At 39.1% G+C, this 19,079-nt stretch carries 16 protein-coding genes; 5 read left to right on the forward strand and 11 right to left on the reverse strand.

Annotated features, from left to right (window positions below; translation table 11 throughout):
• Window positions 1-90 precede the first annotated feature (90 nt).
• Both serS and ACLPIE_RS07250 read left to right on the forward strand, forming a co-directional pair.
• Window positions 91-1,383 (forward strand): serine--tRNA ligase, encoded by a 1,293-nt coding sequence (gene serS / locus ACLPIE_RS07245; protein WP_430260853.1) that lies wholly within the window; start codon window positions 91-93, stop codon window positions 1,381-1,383.
• Window positions 1,384-1,565: 182 nt separating this feature from the next.
• Window positions 1,566-2,285 (forward strand): sulfite exporter TauE/SafE family protein, encoded by a 720-nt coding sequence (locus ACLPIE_RS07250; RefSeq protein ID WP_430260854.1) that lies wholly within the window; start codon window positions 1,566-1,568, stop codon window positions 2,283-2,285.
• A gap of 8 nt (window positions 2,286-2,293) precedes the next feature.
• On the opposite strand, the gene ACLPIE_RS07255 is transcribed toward ACLPIE_RS07250, so the two are convergent.
• Complete coding sequence (locus ACLPIE_RS07255; RefSeq protein ID WP_430260855.1) at window positions 2,294-3,184, reverse strand: LysR substrate-binding domain-containing protein; 891 nt, start codon at window positions 3,182-3,184, stop codon at window positions 2,294-2,296.
• Window positions 3,185-3,360: 176 nt separating this feature from the next.
• Entirely contained in the window at window positions 3,361-4,167 is an 807-nt protein-coding gene (locus ACLPIE_RS07260) for a BPSS1780 family membrane protein (RefSeq protein WP_430260856.1), read from the reverse strand.
• 249 nt (window positions 4,168-4,416) lie between these two features.
• On the opposite strand from ACLPIE_RS07260, the gene ACLPIE_RS07265 reads away from it, so the two are divergent.
• Complete coding sequence (locus ACLPIE_RS07265) at window positions 4,417-4,836, forward strand: DUF2000 domain-containing protein (RefSeq protein WP_430260951.1); 420 nt, start codon at window positions 4,417-4,419, stop codon at window positions 4,834-4,836.
• Between the two features lie 45 nt (window positions 4,837-4,881).
• Here ACLPIE_RS07265 and pflA read toward each other — a convergent pair whose 3' ends face one another.
• From pflA to ycaO, 4 genes are all read right to left on the reverse strand, one after another.
• Window positions 4,882-5,679: a pyruvate formate lyase 1-activating protein gene (pflA, locus tag ACLPIE_RS07270; RefSeq protein ID WP_430260857.1), complete on the reverse strand. Its 798-nt coding sequence runs from the start codon at window positions 5,677-5,679 to the stop codon at window positions 4,882-4,884.
• A 121-nt stretch (window positions 5,680-5,800) separates the two neighbouring features.
• Entirely contained in the window at window positions 5,801-8,083 is a 2,283-nt protein-coding gene (gene pflB, locus ACLPIE_RS07275; RefSeq protein WP_430260858.1) for a formate C-acetyltransferase, read from the reverse strand.
• Window positions 8,084-8,153: 70 nt separating this feature from the next.
• Window positions 8,154-9,011, reverse strand: a complete 858-nt coding sequence (gene focA, locus ACLPIE_RS07280) for a formate transporter FocA (RefSeq protein ID WP_430260859.1) — start codon at window positions 9,009-9,011, stop codon at window positions 8,154-8,156.
• Window positions 9,012-9,556: 545 nt separating this feature from the next.
• A complete protein-coding gene (gene ycaO, locus ACLPIE_RS07285) occupies window positions 9,557-11,311 on the reverse strand; it encodes a 30S ribosomal protein S12 methylthiotransferase accessory factor YcaO (protein WP_430260860.1) in 1,755 nt (584 codons plus the stop codon).
• Window positions 11,312-11,506: 195 nt separating this feature from the next.
• On the opposite strand from ycaO, the gene ansB reads away from it, so the two are divergent.
• Window positions 11,507-12,550 carry an L-asparaginase 2 gene (gene ansB / locus ACLPIE_RS07290; RefSeq protein WP_430260861.1) on the forward strand — a complete coding sequence of 348 codons (1,044 nt, stop codon included), beginning with the start codon at window positions 11,507-11,509 and terminating at the stop codon, window positions 12,548-12,550.
• Window positions 12,551-12,588: 38 nt separating this feature from the next.
• On the opposite strand, the gene ACLPIE_RS07295 is transcribed toward ansB, so the two are convergent.
• Window positions 12,589-14,019, reverse strand: a complete 1,431-nt coding sequence (locus tag ACLPIE_RS07295; protein WP_430260862.1) for an MFS transporter — start codon at window positions 14,017-14,019, stop codon at window positions 12,589-12,591.
• 454 nt (window positions 14,020-14,473) lie between these two features.
• Between ACLPIE_RS07295 and chiP the strand changes: the two genes are divergently transcribed.
• Window positions 14,474-15,871, forward strand: a complete 1,398-nt coding sequence (chiP, locus tag ACLPIE_RS07300; RefSeq protein ID WP_430260863.1) for a chitoporin ChiP — start codon at window positions 14,474-14,476, stop codon at window positions 15,869-15,871.
• Between the two features lie 210 nt (window positions 15,872-16,081).
• On the opposite strand, the gene ACLPIE_RS07305 is transcribed toward chiP, so the two are convergent.
• From ACLPIE_RS07305 to ybfE, 4 genes are all read right to left on the reverse strand, one after another.
• Window positions 16,082-16,612, reverse strand: a complete 531-nt coding sequence (locus ACLPIE_RS07305; protein ID WP_430260864.1) for a bactofilin family protein — start codon at window positions 16,610-16,612, stop codon at window positions 16,082-16,084.
• A gap of 643 nt (window positions 16,613-17,255) precedes the next feature.
• Window positions 17,256-17,705 carry a ferric iron uptake transcriptional regulator gene (fur, locus tag ACLPIE_RS07310; protein ID WP_430260865.1) on the reverse strand — a complete coding sequence of 150 codons (450 nt, stop codon included), beginning with the start codon at window positions 17,703-17,705 and terminating at the stop codon, window positions 17,256-17,258.
• A 257-nt stretch (window positions 17,706-17,962) separates the two neighbouring features.
• Entirely contained in the window at window positions 17,963-18,490 is a 528-nt protein-coding gene (gene fldA, locus ACLPIE_RS07315; protein WP_430260866.1) for a flavodoxin FldA, read from the reverse strand.
• Window positions 18,491-18,643: 153 nt separating this feature from the next.
• Window positions 18,644-18,937, reverse strand: a complete 294-nt coding sequence (ybfE, locus tag ACLPIE_RS07320) for a LexA regulated protein (protein ID WP_430260867.1) — start codon at window positions 18,935-18,937, stop codon at window positions 18,644-18,646.
• Window positions 18,938-19,079: the final 142 nt, after the last annotated feature.

The following is a 19,079-nucleotide window of genomic DNA, read 5'->3' on the forward strand; positions in this document are numbered from 1 at the left end:
TTATAGAGCGAATTACTATACTTTTATTTATAATGCTGGAATGCGTTATATTAAGTACCATCAATAACTAACAATACTCACAGGATAAGCATGCTCGATCCAAATTTACTGCGTACGGAGCTAGACGCAGTTGCTCAAAAACTGGCTCGCAGGGGTTTTACCCTTGATGTGGAAAAGCTGCGTGAATTAGAAGAACGCCGTAAAGTTTTACAAGTTGAAACTGAAACCCTGCAAGCAGAGCGTAACTCGCGATCGAAAACTATCGGTGCAGCTAAAGCACGTGGTGAAGATATTGAGCCGTTACGTCAGGAAGTTAACCAGTTAGGTGAAAAACTGGATTCTGCGAAAGTGGAATTAGACAAGCTGCAGCAAGAAATCCGTGATATTGCACTCAGTATTCCAAATATACCAGATGACCAAGTTCCTGATGGTAAAGATGATTCTGATAATGTTGAAGTTGCGCGCTGGGGTGAACCTCGCCAGTATGACTTTGAGGTGAAAGACCACGTTAGTCTCGGTGAATTGACTGGCGGCCTTGATTTCCCTGCGGCAGTAAAATTGACAGGTGCACGCTTTGTTGTGATGAAAGGGCAAATCGCTCGTTTGCACCGTGCATTGGCTCAATTTATGCTTGATTTGCATACTGAACAACATGGTTATCAAGAGTTGTATGTTCCGTATTTAGTCAACCACGATACGCTGTATGGTACTGGTCAATTACCGAAGTTTGGTGAAGATTTATTCCATACAAAACCGTTGGAAGAGGAAGCGGATAGCAGTACTTATGCACTGATCCCTACCGCGGAAGTTCCAGTAACTAACTTGGTACGCGATGAAATTTTAGATGAAGATGCACTTCCTCTGAAAATGACGGCACATACACCGTGTTTCCGTTCAGAAGCAGGGTCATATGGTCGTGATACTCGTGGTCTGATCCGAATGCATCAGTTTGATAAAGTTGAATTAGTGCAAATCGTTCATCCAGAAAAATCGATGGATGCATTGGAAGAACTGACAGGTCATGCAGAAAAAGTTTTACAACTCCTGAACTTGCCATACCGTAAAGTGATTTTATGTACTGGTGATATTGGTTTTGGTTCTCGCAAAACTTATGACTTAGAAGTTTGGTTACCAGCGCAAAACACGTACCGTGAAATTTCCTCTTGTTCAAACATGTGGGATTTCCAAGCACGTCGTATGCAAGCACGCTTTCGTGGCAAGAGCGATAAGAAAACTCAACTTGTTCACACACTGAATGGCTCAGGTTTAGCGGTGGGTCGTACACTGGTAGCGATTTTAGAGAACTATCAATTAGCGGACGGCCGTATTGAGGTTCCTGAAGTATTACGCCCATATATGAAAGGGTTAGAATACATCGGTTAATTCAGCAGATCTATTAAACTTGTTTCTTAACAAACCGTCGCTACTTATAGTGGCGGTTTTTTTTACGTCAAAGATATAATTTCTTCCAGTTTTCCCTGAGCCCCCCTGAGTATTTTCCAGATAGTGCCACTTCATGAAGATGGTTAGGCTACAGCAAATAATATCTTGGTGGGGAGGATTGAATGGAAATAGTCATAGGCGTGTTTTTATTAGCAGGTGTGGTGAAAGGGGTGATCGGTTTAGGGTTGCCAACGATAGCAATGGGATTATTGAGCATTTCTATGGAGCCTGTGGTTGCAGCGAGTTTGTTAATTGTTCCTTCTTTCATCACCAATATATGGCAATTGTTGCTTGGGCCGCAGTTTATGGCGTTGGTTAAACGATTATGGGGTTTTATTGCGGGTATCTTGTTAGGAACGGTATTTAGTTTTTTACCTTCATTAACGTCATCATCGAGTTGGACGATGCTAGCTTTAGGTGGTGTTCTTATTATCTATGGCTTCTGGGGAATTCGGGCGAAAAAAATGCCATCAGTCGAGGGAAAGAATGAAATTTGGCTTTCCCCAACAATAGGTTATATAACAGGGTTGATCACCGCAGCAACTGGCGTTTTTGTTATTCCTGCGGTGCCCTATTTACAGAGCTTAAAACTTAACAAAGATGAGCTGATTCAGGCATTAGGGCTAGCGTTTACTGCATCAACAGTGGCATTAGCAATAAAGTTAGCAATGGATCAACAACAGAGTAGCATTGACTGGGGGCTTTCTTTTTTGGCATTAATTCCTGCCATTATTGGTATGTACCTTGGTCAATATTTTCGCAAAGTTATCAGTGAAACCCTATTTCGACGTTGTTTTTTCATCGGGTTAATGCTTTTAGGTCTGCATATGCTAATAAATTAGTATTAATATTACGGCGACTCCCAGTTGATTAAGAAATTAATAAACTCATTAGTATGATCAGGGAGTTGAGTGAAATCACGGGTACAGATGACTAATTCGCGCTGTGCCCAATATTCAGTGAGCTTAAGTATTTTACTTGTGGGGGAGTTAAACCGTTGTGCCGCATGTTTAGGTATGATTGCTATGCCAACTCCATCATTAACAACCTGCATGACTGCGTCTAAATTAGGCATTCGTACGCGGTAATTGAGCCGTTTACCTTGTTGTCTCGCATGACTATCAATATGTTTTTGTAGCGGATTATCTTCAGATAAACCGATAAATTCAGAATTAATAATTTGTGCGAATGAGATGTGCTCAAATTGCGTCCATACGCTATTAGTATGAACTAAAACGATAAGTTCGTCATAGCAAAATGGGCGGCTTTCAAGCCCTGAAAAGTCACAGGAATCTGCAATAATGCCAAGGTTAGCAACTTTGTTTTTGATCGCACTGACAATATCGCTACTTGGCATTTCTTTCACAGAAACTGACATGCTAGGTTGTTGGCGCAAATAGGCGCTAATACGTAATGGTAAGAATTCCATCTGTGCTGAGGCATTACATAGGAGATTGATGTGTCCCCGTAAGCCTTGACTATATTGGCGCAAATCATCTTGCATCAATTCAAGTTGTTGCAAAATGGCATTTGCGTGTTCGATGAAAGTGGAACCTGCATTAGATAAAGAGATTCCTTTTACAGAGCGAATAAATAAATCAACGCCTAGCTTATGTTCTAAACCTCGAATGCGCTCACTAGCCGATTGCAATGTAATATGTGTTAAGTTTGCACCACCTGTAATACTTCCTGCATTGGCGACATTCACACACAGCTTTAGGTCAGTAATATCAAAATGCATGGGTGGAATATTCCTATTAATTTAAATTAATGTAGATGAGTGTAGCGTAGAGTTTATTTATTTTGAACTGATCTTGATGTGGGTAGGGAGTTCAGAATGAAAAGTAAAAAGGGAGATATAAAGTCTCCCTTTTAATTTGTTATAGCTTAGTGGTATTCATTGAACCGACTATGAGATTATTTTACTTGAGAGTAAAATAGGCTGCGGTAGCTGCTGTAGTAGCAAACATACATAATAGGCATTGTAACTAATAAACCTAAGCCTAAAGGAATTGCTGAGATTACCATTAAAATAGAAATAACGATAAAGAACAGCAGGCCTGGTAGGATATTTTTCTTAACCGCTTGAATACTTGCTGAAATTGCCGCGCCAACGGTGAAGTTATGGTTCATGATTAAAGCCGGAGCAAACCATGTTAGCGCAGTACCCACTAATGCCGCGACAGCAATGATAATGATAGCAAAGAAGAATGATCCCGAAGATGCAAGAATAGCCGCATCAGAAGGTGTGCCATATTGGTTGCTTTCCATTAATAAGCCAAATATAGCAGAGCCACCGATAACAAATGCGATGATCATCCCCACTAAATTCGCCGCAAAGTTAATTGCGCCAACGGCAAACAGTGCACCAAATTTATTTTGAAAGCCTGCGAACAGTAAGCCAATTTCTGCTTGACCTGTTTTACGCTGGTTTTCACTGATTGCAACAATACCACCAATAAAAATAGGTGTAATAAAAGTGATCAATAAATTTAAGAATGGGATCATTGAAATGATTAAAATCAAAGCAAATAGAACGATGTTAATCAAGATCCACATACCCAGTTTTTCTTTCACTAGAGACCAAGATTGGCTGATCCAGTTAACGCCTTCGCCTGCATCAACTGATCGAGGCTCTGCATGAAAAACAAATGTATCGACTTGAGTTTCTGCGTTAATTGTAGGTGCAGGGTTGTTATCTGCACTGAAGTTTTCATTATTCATGATAAAAAAGGAACCTATTAGTCGTGAATTAGCAATATATTATTATAGATAAGTATTTCAAGTTTACAGAGTAACTAACTTATCTGCTGTAGTATGCAGATAAGTTGATGCATTATAAAGCAGACTATTCTGGTAAGGTATTGATGATTAATTATTATCGTGAATAAAATGCATTTTATGGAAATATAAAAATAGTCAAAATTTTATCGAGATTAATAAACCATTCTGTATTTTTGCTAGTACAAAACACTGTTTAATCCTGTAGAGCACCGCTGTGCCATTGTGGTAAATCAAGAATTATCCAATGGGTTGGCGATGAATGCGGCAAGTGTTATTGGTGTCAGTTTAGGAAATAAAGTCAATAATATGGTGGGGAGCGATCTTAATAGTTTAGATAATGTAAATTACCCTGGAGTGATCTATGCGCCATTACCTATTTTAAAATCAGCAGAACTATATATGAAAGAAATTGAAGTGGCTGCATACCAGAAAAATGATATTTATATTATTCCTTTTAGTTTACTTGCTCAGTCTTGCCGAACCTATGATGAATATCAGCAAAAGCTGTCAGAACAACAATATCAAGATATTCAATTAGCAGGTATTGGTTTAGTCGGAAATAAGAAATCGGTTACTCAGTTGATAGGGCACCTTCCTTTATTTCGATAATATAAAGTTGGGTAATTAGGGTTCATGATAGAACCCTAATTAGCGTTAATACATTACTTTGTGACCATAACTTTCAAGAATGCTTTTAACACGTTCCATGACTTCTTTTGATGGTGGTTTAACACCATCAAGTTTGTATTCTTCGCCCATAGTTTCCCATTTGTGTTTACCAAGCTCATGATAAGGCAACAATTCAATTTTCTCGATATTACTCATATCTTTAGTAAACTCACCTAATAAATGCACGGAATGGTCGTCATCACTCCAACCTGGCACCACCACATAGCGAACCCAGGTTTTTTGGTTACGTTTCGCAAGGTATTGCGCGAATTCTAGTGTTCGGTGATTTGACACGCCGACGAGCTTTTGGTGAATATCATCATTAATTTGTTTTAAATCTAACATCACTAAGTCAGTGGCATCCATCAGTTCATCAATGACAGGGTCATAACGACGAACAAAGCCGTTAGTATCTAAGCAGGTATGGATGTTTTCTTTTTTACATGCACGGAACCAGTCGCGAACAAATTCAGCTTGTAAAATGGCCTCACCGCCTGATGCAGTAACACCACCGCCAGTCGCATTCATAAAGTGGCGATAGGTAACGGCTTCTTTCATTAATTCATCAACAGTGACGATGTTGCCACCGTGAGTGTCCCATGTATCGCGGTTATGGCAATACAAGCAGCGCATTAGACAGCCTTGGAAAAAGACGATAAAACGGATTCCTGGGCCATCGACGGTACCACATGATTCAAAAGAATGAATGCGGCCGAGCGTGGTTGGTGTTTCTGTCACATTAGTTGTCGCTATTGTTTTAGTTTTAGTATCATCGATAGACATAGCAGGCACTCCAAAATATCTGTCATACCGCAAACTTTAGAGAAAAATATCGTTGTTGGTATAGATAAAAAGACCCCATAAAGCGGGGTCTTTAATTTACTTTATTTTAATAAGCTAATTATTACATTGTGCTTGTGAAAGTACGAGTAATAACGTCTTGCTGTTGCTCTTTAGTCAGAGAGTTAAAGCGCACTGCATAACCTGATACACGGATAGTCAGCTGTGGATATTTCTCTGGGTTTTCCATTGCATCTAATAGCATTTCACGGTTCATGACGTTAACGTTCAAGTGTTGACCGCCTTCGATAGATGCTTCATGGTGGAAGTAACCATCCATCAAACCTGCTAAGTTGGTTTTACGAACGTCGTCATCTTTACCTAATGCATTTGGCACGATAGAGAAGGTATAAGAAATACCGTCTTTCGCATAAGCAAATGGTAATTTAGCAACTGAAGTCAGTGAGGCTACGGCACCTTTTTGGTCACGACCGTGCATTGGGTTTGCACCTGGTCCGAATGGTGCACCTGCACGACGGCCATCTGGTGTGTTACCTGTTTTCTTACCATAAACAACGTTAGAGGTGATGGTCAGAATTGACTGAGTTGGTACTGCGTTACGGTAAGTCGGCAGTTTCTGAATTTTCTTCATGAAACGCTCAACTAAGTCACAAGCGATGTCATCAACACGTGAATCGTTGTTACCGAATTGCGGGTATTCACCTTCGATTTCGAAGTCGATAGCAATACCATCTTCATCACGAATTGGTTTCACTTTTGCGTATTTGATTGCAGACAGTGAGTCAGCTGCAACAGACAGACCTGCGATACCACATGCCATTGTGCGATAGACATCACGGTCATGTAGCGCCATCAGAGATGCTTCATAGCTGTATTTGTCATGCATAAAGTGGATGCAGTTCAGTGCAGTGACGTACTGAGTTGCTAACCAATCCATGAAGTGATCCATTTTGTTCATCACAGTATCAAAGTCTAAGACTTCATCCATGATTGGCGCATGTTTAGGACCCACTTGCATTTTCATTTTTTCATCAACACCACCGTTGATGGTATACAGCATGGTTTTTGCTAAGTTAGCGCGAGCACCAAAGAATTGCATTTGTTTACCCACAATCATTGGGCTTACGCAACATGCAATTGCATAGTCATCGTTATCGAAATCTGGACGCATCAAATCATCATTTTCATACTGAACAGATGAAGTGTCGATTGAGACTTTCGCTGCATATTTTTTGAAATTCAGAGGCAGTTTTTCTGACCACAAGATAGTCATATTAGGCTCTGGAGATGGGCCCATAGTATACAGTGTGTTCAGGAAACGGAATGTATTTTTAGTGACCAGAGTACGACCATCAAGGCCCATACCTGCTAATGATTCAGTTGCCCAGATTGGGTCACCAGAGAACAGCTCATCGTATTCAGGCGTACGTAAGAAACGTACCATACGCAGTTTCATGACTAAGTGGTCAATCAGTTCTTGTGCTTGTTGTTCGGTGATTTTACCTGCTTCTAAGTCACGTTGGATATATACGTCTAAGAAGGTAGAAACACGACCAAATGACATTGCAGCACCGTTTTGTGATTTAACAGCGGCTAAGTAGCCGAAGTAAGTCCACTGTACTGCTTCTTGTGCATTTGTTGCTGGCGCAGAAATATCGTAACCGTATTTTGCAGCCATTTCTTTCATTTGACCTAATGCACGGTGCTGTTCAGCAATTTCTTCGCGCAGTTGGATAGTCATTTGCAGGTCTTCACCTTTTTCTAATCTTTCTTGCAAAGAGGTGAATTGGTTAAATTTGTCTTTCATCAGGAAATCAATACCGTACAGAGCAACACGACGGTAGTCACCGATGATACGACCACGACCATATGCATCAGGTAGACCAGTTAAGATACCTGATTTACGGCATTTTAAGATGTCTGGCGTGTAAACGTCGAAAACACCTTGGTTGTGAGTTTTACGGTATTCAGTGAAGATTTTTTTGATTTCAGGGTCTAAGGCACGGTCGTAAGCTTTACATGAGCCTTCAACCATTTTGATACCACCGAACGGGATAAGACCACGTTTCAGAGGTGCGTCAGTTTGTAAACCAACAATTTTTTCTAATTCTTTAGTAATGTATCCCGCATCATGAGAAGTGATCGTTGACGCAACATCTGTATCAAAATCAACAGGTGCGTGAGTGCGGTTTTCGATTTTGATCCCTTCCATGACTTTGTCCCACAACTTGTCAGTTGCTGGAGTAGAGCCTGCTAAGAAAGATTCATCACCTTCATATGGAGTGTAGTTTTTCTGGATGAAGTCACGTACATCGACGTTATTCTGCCAGTTACCTTGGTTAAAACCTTGCCATGCTAAAGCGAATTTTTCATTTAACTCGGACATGATACTTTTACCTTTTAACAATGGATCTTTTAGGGATCTTAATAAATCTTTTCGTGTGTGTCAGTGGCTATTAGTGTTTTTGGCCACTACGTAAATGCATGAACCAATAAATGAGGCCGACTAAAATTGCGCCGCCAATAATATTTCCAATCGTGACTGGAATTAAGTTATCTGTAATAAAGTTTCCGACAGTGAGGTGCGAAAACTGCTCTGGTGACATATTGATTTGAGCCCAATATTCAGCAGGGGCAAATTCTTTAATCATAATCCCTAGTGGGATCATAAACATGTTTGCGATGCTATGCTCAAAACCACTTGCAACAAACATCGCAACGGGTAGAACTAAAACAACCAGTTTGTCTGTTAAGCTACGGCCTGCATAACTCATCCAAACCGCAAGGCAGACCATTAAGTTTGCTAAAATGCCTAATGCAACTGCTTCAACAAACGTATGGTGTAATTTATGGCTGGTGGTTTGTAAAACGTTTAGACCCCATAGGCCATTTGCTGCGGTATATTGCCCAGCGAACCAGATAATGGCGACAAAGAATAACGCACCAATTAAGTTGCCAATGTAGACATGAAACCAATTGCGGAACATTTGTCCCCAAGTGATCCTACCTGTGGCTTTTGAGACAATAGTGAGTACGGTGGAAGTGAACAGGTCTGCACCGCATATAACGACTAACATAAGACCTAGTGAAAAACAAATTCCACCAATGAGCTTAGTAAAACCATAAGGCGCTTCAGCCGCCCCAGTAGTTGCCGTGATATAGAATACAAACGCAATAGAGATAAAAATACCGGCAGTGAATGCTGACAAGTAAGTAATTGCAGGATGTTTGTTCGCCTTATAAAAGGCTGCATCGTCTGCGACTTGTGCCATTACGGCAGGTGGCAATAAATTAAAAGGGTTGTCAGCTTTCATACCAACACTCTCTTACAAAGTTGATTAATTATAGCACGTAATAATAGTAACAAAGGGAATAAATGATAAATTTGATATGGATCATGAACTCTATAGAGAGAGTGGCAAATTTGGTTAATGAGATGTTAAAACGCGACCTATCTTATTGATAAATAACATTTAAATATTTTTTAAATTTTATTAAAAATTTTTATAATGTTAATTTGGAGAACCAAAATAAGTGAAAATATACGCGTAAATGTTAACGATTTAAGATGAATATGATCTCTTTGGAATTGAATTTAACTTATGTATCAATGTTCCTCTATATTTTATGATATAAACCATGAGCATTCACGTCTAGAAATCTCGATTTGCTGCAATATTTATCTAACAATTAGGCTAATTCTAAATTTTAATCAAGATAGGGATTAATTCAAATTGAATACATCGGGTTGATTACTTATTTTTATGTTGGAAACGTTCATTGGATTTATAATTAATATGAAGCTATAAAATGTAAGAATATTGACGGGGTAAAGTTCCCCGTCAGTTTTCAGTTCACATTAGGCGCTATCGCGCTTTGCTTTTTGTAGCTTTTCGTAAGCCGCCAGCAAGGCTTGATGTGCAGGTAATGCTTTGAGCTCATCATCGATTGACCACAAGCCATAGAAGCATGACTCGCCAGCAATAGCCGCTGAGGCGGCATCCACGGCTTCTTGCCCATACATACGGACAAATGCGCTAAAGTACTGCGATGGGTCACGCTCTTCCTCTTGGGATAACAACAGCAAGGTTTGTAAGCAACGATAGTAATTTGCTCGCTCAGCAGTAAACACTGAACTATTAAAATCTTGTGTCCATTCAACCCAAGCGAGTGCTTGCTCAAGGTCACCGCCAGCGAGTGCTAGCATGGATTTCAATTCGCCAATACGTAAGTTGCTCCACCCATTGTCTTTACCAACGGCTAAACCAAGTAATTCACGAACACGGGTAAAATCATCTAAACCGTCATCATCTAATTGCTCAATAAGGGCAAGATAGTCTTGTTTTTCCCATTGGCTATCCGGCAGATTAATTATCGTGTCGCGTAAATAAGCACCCATGGCGTTATTCGCGATATGCAAGTCTTCAACAGGGTAAATATCTGACATGCCTGGTACTAAAATGCGGCAAGCGTAGACGCCTAAATGGTTATAATCTGCAATATAAACTTCAGCTCCCAGTTTATTGAAGATATTGATAAGCGTCGTAAATTCCTCTTGCGTTGTTCCTTTAAAGCTCCAATCTGCAAAGGCATAATCAGCATCATCTTTGAACAGATCCCAGCTAATTAAACCGCTTGAATCAATAAAGTGGGTTTCAAGATTCGTATGATCAGCAACCTCTTCGTCATCAAAGGTCGGTGCGTTAAAGACGTCTAAGTCTTTTAAACCTCGACCTTGCAGCAATTCAGTGACGGTACGTTCAAGAGCAACACCAAAGTCAGGGTGAGCACCAAATGAGGCAAAACAAGTCCCGTTTTGTGGGTTAAATAACACCACGCAAATTACAGGGTATTCGCCACCGAGTGATGCGTCATAACAGAAAATTGGAAAACCTTCTTTTTCTAAGGTTTCAACTGCTTCAACGACAGCAGGGTAGCGTGTCATAACATCGGTTGGGATAGTTGGCAGGCTAATACTTTCTGCAATGATTTTATTTTTCACAAAGCGTTCAAAGACTTCGGACAGACCTTGTACGCGAGCTTCGTTAGCGGTGTTTCCTGCAGACATACCGTTAGAGACATACAAGTTACCGACGATATTCATTGGAATATAAACGATTTGGTTGTCTGATTGACGGGTAAATGGTAGGGCGCAAATGCCACGCTCTTCATTGCCAGATTGCAGGTCAATTAATTGGCTTGCTGCTAAGGCGTCATCGGGGTTATAGAATTTTAGCAGGCGGTTATCTAACAAGCCTTCAGGCAGACTATCATCTTCTGTGAGTGGGAACCATTTTTCATTAGGGTAATGAACGAAGTCCCCTTCAGAAATGGATTTACCTAAATAGAAGTCAGCAAAAAAATAATTAGTTGATAAACGTTCAAAATACTCGCCAAGGGCGGAGGCCAACGCGGCTTTTTTGCTCGCCCCTTTACCATTGGTAAAACAAAGAGGGCATTCTTTATCGCGAATATGTACTGACCAAACGTTTGGTACAGGGTTTAACCAAGATGCTTCTTCAATTTCAAACCCTAATTTTTTTAATTTGGTTTGGAATGCATCGATGGAGTCTTCAAGAGCGGCATCTTTGCCGGGAATAAAAGTTTGGCTCATTGTCAGTCACTTGTGAATAGCGTGTTTCAAACGGGCTATGATACGGATTTTTGCAGCAAGCCTCACGCTTTTTTATTCATTCGTAGATAAATCATCTTAATATTGATGATTTATCCTAAAATAATCACACAGGTCACATCAAATTCAGTATAAATACACATAATAACTAAAGTTTATTAATGAAGGGGAAATAGGATGAAAAATACAAATAAAGTGCTTTTAGCGACATTGGCTTCACTGTTTGCGGTATCCGCTATCGCTCAGCCTAATATTACGGTATTGGCAACAGGTGGAACGATAGCAGGTGGTGGTGATTCGGCCACTTCCTCAAGCTATCAAGCCGGTAAAGTGGGGATTGATGCCTTAATCAATGCGGTACCAGAGGCCAAAAAAATTGCTAATCTAAGCGGAGAACAGCTAGTTAATATAGGTTCGCAAGATATGAATGACCAAGTCTGGTTAGCACTCGCGAAAAAAATTAACCAAGATTGTGATAAAACAGATGGTTTTGTTGTCACTCATGGTACTGATACTTTAGAGGAAACGGCATTTTTTCTTGATTTAACCACGCAATGTAAAAAGCCAATTGTTCTGGTTGGTGCGATGCGCCCTTCTACAGCTTTGGGCGCTGATGGTCCTCTAAACTTATATAATGCGGTGGTATTAGCGACAAATAAATCAGCTGGTAATCGCGGTGTTTTAATGGCGATGAATGACAAAGTGATTCAAGGACGCAATATTGGTAAAATGAACACCACAGAAGTTCAAGCGTTTGATGCAGTTAATGGTGGGGTGGAGGGCTTTATTCGTGATGGTAAAGTCACGTATTTCCAAGCACCACAACCACGGGGTGACAAAGCGGCATTCGATGTCAGCAAGCTCGAAAAACTTCCTGCGGTAGGTATTGTTTATAATTATGCTAATGCGTCCGCAGCACCAGTGAAAGCCTTAAGAGAAGAAGGGGTTGAAGGGATTGTAAGCGCAGGCGTGGGCAACGGTAATATGTATAAAACAATATTTGATGCTTTAGCGAAAGCAGCGAAAGAAGATGTTGTTGTCGTTCGTTCAAGCCGCGTTCCAACAGGTTATACCACACGCAATACCGAAGTTGATGATAATTTATATGGCTTTGTAGCATCCGAAAGGTTAAATCCACAAAAAGCTCGCGTTTTACTGCAATTAGCCTTAACGCAAACGAAAGATGCAAAACAAATTCAAGAGTTATTTGAACAATATTAGTGTTTGAACAATATTAGTGAGTGATAGAAGGCGATGAGTTAGTCGCCTTTCTTCTCTTTGTTTTTCATCCTATTAGCAACAATATTTGCAGTCATCAAAGCAAATAATGGAACCAGAGAGAAAATATTAAATAACCAACCCGCAGCGGATTGCGCTCCTTCGATGCCCCCAGGTGTTGATAATCCTGCAAGGTTGGCAATTAAACCCGCTAAAGAAGCGCCAAATGCAGTCGAAAATAGTTGTAATGTGGTAATAGCGGAAGACGCTTTTTGTGATTCAGGGCCGATAGAAACCTGTAGAACCCGAGTGAGCAAATGGGGCCATGTAGCACCAATACTGGCACCTGTTATGAATAATGCTAAGCAAATTACCCAGATTTGCAGGTTTCCAATATACAAAGTATTGGTCATAAACAGTGCCAGAATAACTAATGCACTAAAAGTAAAACAAGGCCCAATTCGTATCGTTTTTATCGCATGCTCAGGCTTCAAAGAAGACGAAATAATGGCTGAAATTGACCACCCAGCTCCAACTAATGCGGCTAAATAACCCGACAATAAGGGAGCAGTGCCATGAAGCGTTTGTAAAAAATAAGGTACAAAAACTTCTGTTTGCACACTAAGCCCCAGTAGCGCCATCGTGAGGTAAATCGGGGCGAGTTGAGCTTTGAAGTGAAATGTAGAACGAGGGAAGAGCGTATTTTTAGCTGACCGTTCAAGTTTGGCTAAGCGTATGCATAATAAAATAGCGGCTAACATGCCAATAATGGGGAGAAACCTTTCTTTACTTAAGCTTCCGAGTGAAATAGCCAGCACCGCGGCCGAAAGTAACATTAAGGCTTGAACTGGGATAGCGGGTTGGGAGTCTTTATCATTTAAGTTATGACTTGGTAAAGTTTGCCAAGTTAACCACAAATAAGGTATTCCAACGAACACTAAGCACCAAAATGCCCCCCTCCAAGCAGCATATTCAGCAAAAAAACCACCTAATGCAGGGCCTAGCAGTGTTGCCATCCCCCACATACTCGACATCATAGCCAAAACTTTAGACCACAAATGCTGAGGGAAAACGATATGAACCATTGAGTAAGATAGCGTGAGTAAGATCCCTCCGCCAGCCCCTTGAATAATTCGGCCAATAAGCATAATAAGCATGGAGGGTGTGATTGCACAAATAACAGAACCAATTAAGAAGATGACAGTGGCGAGTAAATAACTTCGCTTGGGACCTAAATGATTTAAAATCTGAGAGGTAAGAACAGAAAGAATGATTGATGAAAGGATAAATAACGTCGTGTTCCACGCATAAAATTGCAGTCCACCAATATCTCTAACAACAGAAGGCAATGTTGTAATTGTGATATAAACATTAATCGCATGTAAGCAAATCCCACCGGCTAACGCTAGAGTTAGCCAAAGGTTTTTCCCCGTCAGGAGAATGCTCCAGCCTTGTTGGTTATTTTGAGTCATCCATTTTTCTCTGATATATGAAATAAATTAAGAAAACCCATCTAAATATGCTTATACCAGTTATACATTTTTATTCACTGAGGTCAATGTGGTGATATAAAACAAGTTATTACAGCAAAATAACGTCAATTGAATCATTAATTAGCTATTTATTAGTCTATTGGCAAGACTTCTATCCTAACGGCTATTTTATTATTGTTCTAATTTATCAAATGGTTATGTTTAACTATATATCGTGTCATCATTTGTGATAATCGTTGTTAATTTAAATTAATGTGTCATTGATCATATTTTGGCAACAAAGCCAGTATCTGTATTGATAATTCGCGTTGCAAAAAATAGGCTAACCACATCACAGATAACATAAGTTATTGTGAATACTTTGATTTAAATGAAAAGCTAAATCGTATTTCGGCCGAAAAATAAAATTAAAAAATATTAGAGGAATACAAGAATGGTTAATCAACATGTCAATACTGGCAGGAAGTTGCTCGTCTTAAAAATTGCGTTAGCGATGCTTCCTATAGGCTACCAGCCGATTATGCACGCTGAACAATTCCTTGAAGATTCAACGTTGAAAGGAGGTTTTTATTATTGGCAAAGGGATCGGTCACGTAAAGATTTAGACCCAAATAGTGATAAATATAAAAAATATGCCGATAACCTTAAGCACTCAACTATCAATGCCAGCCTTGATTTTTCATCAGGGTATTTTCAAGACATTATAGGTTTAGATTTAGCGGGCTTTACCGCAATCGAATTATCAAATAGTGGTCCTGCTGCGCCAAACGAAATTGGCTTTAGTGATGCAAAATCTCGTTGGGATGAAAAATGGACTGGTGATCGTAGTGGAGTGACGTTCTATAAGGCGGCGGCAAAATTAAAATATGGTCCTTTCTGGGGAAGAGGTGGCTACATTCAGCCGACAGGTCAAACACTATTAGCATCTCATTGGAGCTATATGCCAGGGACCTACCGTGGGTTAGAAGTTGGGGGAGTATTCGACTTTGATCAAAATGGTGAACTGAGCATGTCCTATATGTGGACTGACCGTTATAAGGCTCCTTGGTATCGCACGATGTACAATTTCCGCGAGGCGGACGGCCTAACTGGAATTAGTTATCTACAATCTGTTGGTTTTAAATATGATTTCAAAAATTCTTTAGTGCTTGAAGGGGCTTATGGTCAAGCGAAGGATTATATGGATCAGTATTTTGCTAAGGCTTCCTATGCCGTACCTATTGTGGACCGTGATTTACGTCTTTCCTATCAATTTTATGGAGCGAAAGACAAGGTCTCAGATGGTGGTGTTAACGATGTTTACGATGGTTTAGCATGGCTACAAGCGATGACATTCGGCTATACCTATGAGCAGTTCGATTTTAAAGTGGAAGGGACTTATGTCAAAGCGAAAGGCAATCAAGGATATTTCCTACAGCGTATGACTCCAGGTTGGGCAACATCAAACGGTAGGATGGATATTTGGTGGGATGGTCGTTCGGACTGGAACGCCAATAATGAAAAAGCCGTTTATGCAGGCGTGATGTACGATTTAAAAAATTGGGATTTAGAGGGTTGGCAAGTAGGAACATCTTATATTTATGGTTGGGATGCGAAGCCGAGTACTAACTCACAATATGCACAAGATGTTCGCTTAAAAGAAAGTGCATGGAACTTCGATATTTTATATACCGTACAATCAGGGCGAGCAAAAGATACGTTATTTAAACTGCACTTTACTAAGTATGATAACCATACTGATATTCCTAGTTATGGAGGTGGTTATGGTAATATCTTCCAAGATGAAAAAGATATTAAATTTATGGTGATGATGCCGTTCACCATTTTTTAGTGGCAATATCTACTGAGTAAGATGACTACTATAAAATATGTATTGTGGTTGCCATTAAATTATATTGTTAAATCGCATAACATATATGAACGATATTAAATGGAATAATAAGACAAGAAAATATACGTATATTAAAGAATAGTTTTAAACTAGAAAGTAAGGTGGATTCATTTCACCTTACTTTCTAAATAAGTAAGCTAATGCTTAAATTTAAGCGATACCTTTATCTTCATTAACGGTAGGAATGTCATGCTTTATTTTATCTTTCAATAAAGTCACTTTATCAGCATGTGAGGCAGTGTTTTTTACTTTTGCTTGGCCTGACAAAATACCACCTTTTTTAATTGATAAATTACTGTAATGGATAGTACCGTGGATTTCACCATTATTTTCAATATTGATGGAGTCCGATAAGCACTCACCTTCAACTCGACCATTAACAACCAGATCGTTACAGGTAATATTTCCGATAACTTGTCCATTGAGCATTACTTTAACGCTATTATTTTTACCTGTAATGTTGCCAATGACTTTACCATAAATATGTACTTGCTCATTAGAAGTAATGTTTCCTTCAAAAATAACATCTCTTGAGATCACCGTATTGGTCTTTTCTTCACTGACAGTGGCGGTGGTAACTTGTTCTTCTATCTTAGCTGTTTTCGCAATAATTTCAGGCTCACTAGCTGTTGGTTGTATGTTTATCTCTGGAGCTGGCTTGTTTTGTCTTTTGGTGAACATGTTACCTACCTTTTTTTGATTGAAGTATAAGATCAAGAACAAAATTGATAATATAAATGAAAACAAGGTGATGGTTGCGTAATTGAAAAACCATCCTATTAAAGTAAGAAACCAGAAGAAAAAACTAATGTTAATAAAAAGGTATATTTTTTTCATCAGTTAATCTCTTACAAATTACAAAAAAATCAGTTTAATCTAAATAATTATGCACGCTCTAAAGTTGTAAATTTACGTTTTATTACATTTTACCAAGTATGATTAATTTGGGTTAATACACTTATGGTGAGTTAATGAGATAAATTTATATATATTCATATGTTATAAATTGAGGAAGTCATCATCGGTGCTGTTTATATATCACCATGATATTCAAATAATACTCTAGAATAGAGTGGCAATAAATTTATCAGTAAAATAATATAAAGGATCTAAATTGAATTGCAACTTATTATATAGAACTTCAATGTTATTGCTATTAAGACAATAAATTAACAATAAAAATGAAACAGTTAAGCATACCTCTAGGAATATCACTATAAAAAAGAAATAACATTAAGCATTGCAAAAAGAAAACCCCAGATAGCAATTCTATCTGGGGTTTTTAGTTTGTATTCATCCCTTTTGACTAAGGGATGACAGTGTTTTACTCTTTTGCTTCGTGTGCGTCCGCACTTTCGCGGCAATCACCATCTGCGCAATGACCATATAAATATAAACTATGATTAGATAATTTAATACCATGACGAGCGGCGATACTTTTCTGGCGAGTTTCAATAGATTCGTCAGTGAACTCAATCACTTTCCCACAATCTAAGCAGATTAAGTGGTCATGATGATGTTGTTGAGTTAATTCGAATACAGATTTCCCACCCTCGAAGTTATGACGGGTTACGATACCTGCATCATCAAACTGGTTCAATACGCGGTATACGGTAGCTAACCCGATCTCTTCGCCCATATCGATCAGCTTTTTATAGAGATCTTCCGCACTGACGTGGTGGCACTCAGGCTCTTGAAGTACTTCCAAAATCTTTAATCTTGGAAGAGTGACTTTGAGTCCAGCATTTTTCAATGCCTTATTGTTGTCTGTCATGCGGGTTTGTCCTGTATCTTGAATCAAAATTTAACAATAATGAGACATTTTTAACATAAATCCAGTTGTCTTCTAAACTGATTTACAATTATAGGCATGGAAAATAAAAATAGAAACCATGTATTGTCTCATTATTTTGATAATCTTTCGTAAGTCTACCCTATTAGGATATTTTATCGATTATTTTAGACTGGATCACGTATGCTAATGGTGCATTTTGAGCTACATGTGACCCATTATCTATAAGATAAATTTGCTTAGCCAATAATTTCAGCTAAAGACATTTCTTCAGAGATTTGTTTTACCCATGCATCGACACGTTCTTCAGTCAACTCAGGTTGGCGGTCTTCATCAATAGCTAAGCCAATAAAATGGTTATCATCAGCCATGCCTTTCGAAACCTCAAAATGGTAACCTTCCGTTGGCCAGTGACCTACAATTACAGCACCACGTGGTTCGATAATATCGCGGATAGTTCCCATCGCATCACAGAAATACTCTGCGTAATCCTCTTGGTCGCCACAACCAAATAAAGCGACAAGTTTACCTTCAAAATCAATTTCTTCGAGAGTTGGAAAAAAGTCATCCCAATCACATTGAGCTTCACCGTAGTACCAAGTTGGAATACCCAGAAGTAGAATATCAAAAGCGTCGATATCTTCTTTACTGCACTTCGCAATATCATGAACTTCTGCTACATCTTTGCCTAATCTTTCTTGGATCATCTTGGCAATATTTTCTGTGTTACCAGTGTCACTTCCGAAGAAAATACCTATGACTGCCATAAAGTGATTAACCTCTTGTTTTTCTAAGGGATATAGAAGTAAATATGGGCTTCTAACGTTCACTTAGATCGAAAATAAATAGAATTTTACGCCTTATTTTGGCGAAAAAATGTTTCTAAGTCTGTCAAATTTGTGTGATTTATCAAGATGACACTATTTGCGTATTGTTTCATTAACCTGTTCAAGTTGTGACAATAAAATATCTTCGATTAATTCACTACGGCTTATATTTTTTTCTTCAGCTAACTGATTCAATACAGCGACAGCTTCTTCATTCAGTTTTAACTCAACTCTACGCAATCCTTTTACTTTGTCGCGTTTCAATTGATTGCGCTTGTTTATCCTTAATTGTTCATCTCGTGATAGAGGACTTGTTTTAGGTCGCCCAGGCCTTCGTTCCTCAGCGAACAAATCCAGAGTGGTACGATCAGTTTGTTCTTTTGCCATGTTTATAACTGCTAAAGGGGTGTGCCAGTAATTCAGCGCGCCATGATACCCTAGCTAATTCGCTAGTGCTATAGTTGCATCATAGGGCAATATGCTTAATAGGCTAAAAATAAAGCAGTTTTAATAAAAAAGCACCACTTGC

The sequence above is a fragment of the Providencia sp. Me31A genome (genome assembly GCF_050487165.1).
Classification (GTDB): Bacteria; Pseudomonadota; Gammaproteobacteria; order Enterobacterales; family Enterobacteriaceae; genus Providencia.

Bases quoted from the DNA above. Each gene is read 5' to 3' on its own strand.
- ACLPIE_RS07295 (WP_430260862.1), bottom strand. From the start codon at position 14,019: ATGACTCAAAATAACCAACAAGGCTGGAGCATTCTCCTGACGGGGAAA.
- ansB (WP_430260861.1), top strand. From the start codon at position 11,507: ATGAAAAATACAAATAAAGTGCTTTTAGCGACATTGGCTTCACTGTTT.
- fur (WP_430260865.1), bottom strand. From the start codon at position 17,705: ATGACAGACAACAATAAGGCATTGAAAAATGCTGGACTCAAAGTCACT.
- focA (WP_430260859.1), bottom strand. From the start codon at position 9,011: ATGAAAGCTGACAACCCTTTTAATTTATTGCCACCTGCCGTAATGGCA.
- ACLPIE_RS07260 (WP_430260856.1), bottom strand. From the start codon at position 4,167: ATGAATAATGAAAACTTCAGTGCAGATAACAACCCTGCACCTACAATT.
- fldA (WP_430260866.1), bottom strand. From the start codon at position 18,490: ATGGCAGTCATAGGTATTTTCTTCGGAAGTGACACTGGTAACACAGAA.
- ybfE (WP_430260867.1), bottom strand. From the start codon at position 18,937: ATGGCAAAAGAACAAACTGATCGTACCACTCTGGATTTGTTCGCTGAG.
- pflB (WP_430260858.1), bottom strand. From the start codon at position 8,083: ATGTCCGAGTTAAATGAAAAATTCGCTTTAGCATGGCAAGGTTTTAAC.
- serS (WP_430260853.1), top strand. From the start codon at position 91: ATGCTCGATCCAAATTTACTGCGTACGGAGCTAGACGCAGTTGCTCAA.
- pflA (WP_430260857.1), bottom strand. From the start codon at position 5,679: ATGTCTATCGATGATACTAAAACTAAAACAATAGCGACAACTAATGTG.
- ACLPIE_RS07250 (WP_430260854.1), top strand. From the start codon at position 1,566: ATGGAAATAGTCATAGGCGTGTTTTTATTAGCAGGTGTGGTGAAAGGG.
- chiP (WP_430260863.1), top strand. From the start codon at position 14,474: ATGGTTAATCAACATGTCAATACTGGCAGGAAGTTGCTCGTCTTAAAA.
- ACLPIE_RS07305 (WP_430260864.1), bottom strand. From the start codon at position 16,612: ATGTTCACCAAAAGACAAAACAAGCCAGCTCCAGAGATAAACATACAA.
- ACLPIE_RS07255 (WP_430260855.1), bottom strand. From the start codon at position 3,184: ATGCATTTTGATATTACTGACCTAAAGCTGTGTGTGAATGTCGCCAAT.
- ycaO (WP_430260860.1), bottom strand. From the start codon at position 11,311: ATGAGCCAAACTTTTATTCCCGGCAAAGATGCCGCTCTTGAAGACTCC.